This is a genomic window from Bacillus sp. BB081, assembly GCF_008368895.1.
GTDB lineage: Bacteria > Bacillota > Bacilli > Bacillales > Bacillaceae_G > Bacillus_A > Bacillus_A wiedmannii.
Genome location: NZ_QOZX01000116.1, coordinates 1 through 1,497 on the forward strand (window position 1 = coordinate 1; position 1,497 = coordinate 1,497).

At 37.3% G+C, this 1,497-nt stretch carries 1 protein-coding gene; it reads right to left on the bottom strand.

Going from position 1 to position 1,497, the window contains the following annotated elements; translation table 11 throughout:
* Window positions 1-49 precede the first annotated feature (49 nt).
* Window positions 50-1,380, bottom strand: a protein-coding gene (locus tag DN394_RS28270) for an IS3 family transposase (RefSeq protein ID WP_098209278.1) whose coding sequence is annotated in 2 segments (ribosomal slippage) — window positions 50-993 and window positions 993-1,380 — 1,332 coding nt in all. Because the reading frame shifts where the segments join, the coding sequence is not laid out codon by codon here.
* Window positions 1,381-1,497: the final 117 nt, after the last annotated feature.

Below are 1,497 nucleotides of genomic sequence, written 5' to 3' on the forward strand. Positions count from 1 at the left end.
TGAACTGTACCCTATAAAATGGACAGTTTAATAAAAAAGCCCTGAAAAATCAAGCACTTAAAAGATGGTTCCGATATTCGATCGGAGCCATCTTTTTTAATGTCCACTGATAACGATTATAATTATACTCCTCCATATAATCCTTTATGTTGAGCTCAAGGGATTCAAAGGTTTGACAATCTTTGTAATCTAATTCATCTTTCATATGACCAAAGAAGGATTCCATTGGTGCATTGTCTAAACAATTGCCCCTACGGGACATAGATTGTCTGATCCCCATTTCTCTTACACGTTTCTGAAATTCAGGGTGTGTATAATGAATACCTTGATCTGAATGTAGAAGCGCTTCAGGATGGATGACTTCTCCTAATCTCTCTTTCAAGTTATCTAATGTTTGATAGACGATATCCATTTGTAAAGAAGAGGAGACATGATAGGCTAAAATCTCTCGTGTTGTACTGTCTTTTACACATGATAAATAAGCCTTCTTGCCTTGTCCATAAAATAAATAGGTAATATCGGTTAACATACTTTTTTCAGGCTCTTCTTGATTGAATTGGCGCTGTAAAAGGTTCGGACATGTTTTATGTTCTTGTGTCGCTTTTGCGATTTGTTTATAAGGGTTCGCTCGGCGAACCTTTGTCACAAGATTATATTTACGCATAATACGGTAAATACGCTTGAGATTCATACAAATTCCTTTTGTCTTTTCCAACACCATTTTGATAGAACGACCACCACATATTTTTCCTTTCCGATTAAAAATTTCTTGGATCCATTCATAATCTGTTTCATCATTACGTTCTTTTTCTAGATATTTATCTGACTGATGAAGCCACGCATAGTATCCACTCCGACTTACCCCAGCCAGTGTGCAAAGGTAACGCACCATACGTGGGAATTGGAAGCGACGTATGGTTTGTTCAATCAGTGCGTATGTTTCTCGTGGTGTTAACGCTTCTTCTGTAACGCCTGCCTTTCGAGTTCGTCTAACTTTTTTAGGAATGTCAATTCCGCTTCTAAAAACGCAATACGTGCTTCCGCTTTTTTTAATTTTTCATCAGAAGAGAGAGCTTTTTCCGAAGGGCGTCCCATGCTTCCTTTCCCGCGGCGTTCTGTATAAAAGCCCTCTTCACCAAATTGTTCAAAGGTTCTTCGCCAGCGTTTCAAGCATTGTTTTGGTTTCTTCTCACCAATCACAGCTAAGTCAAACCCATTCTCTAAAAAGATTTGGCTAGGACCTTTTCCTTGTTGATTTTCTTTTACCGCTCTTATTTTGAAATCAGGACAATAGCTAATCGAACGTTCCGACGCTTTTAATACATTTTTATTTTTTTCTAGTTGTTTCATTTGAATCTCGTTAAAAATAATTTTACTCATTCTCCGTACCTCATTTCTATCGTTGGTTCCATTATAACGAGATTTTTTAATAAAAATACACAAAAACCCCGAATCATGGGGCTTTTTTTAAGTGTCCATGATTCGGGGTACAGTTCA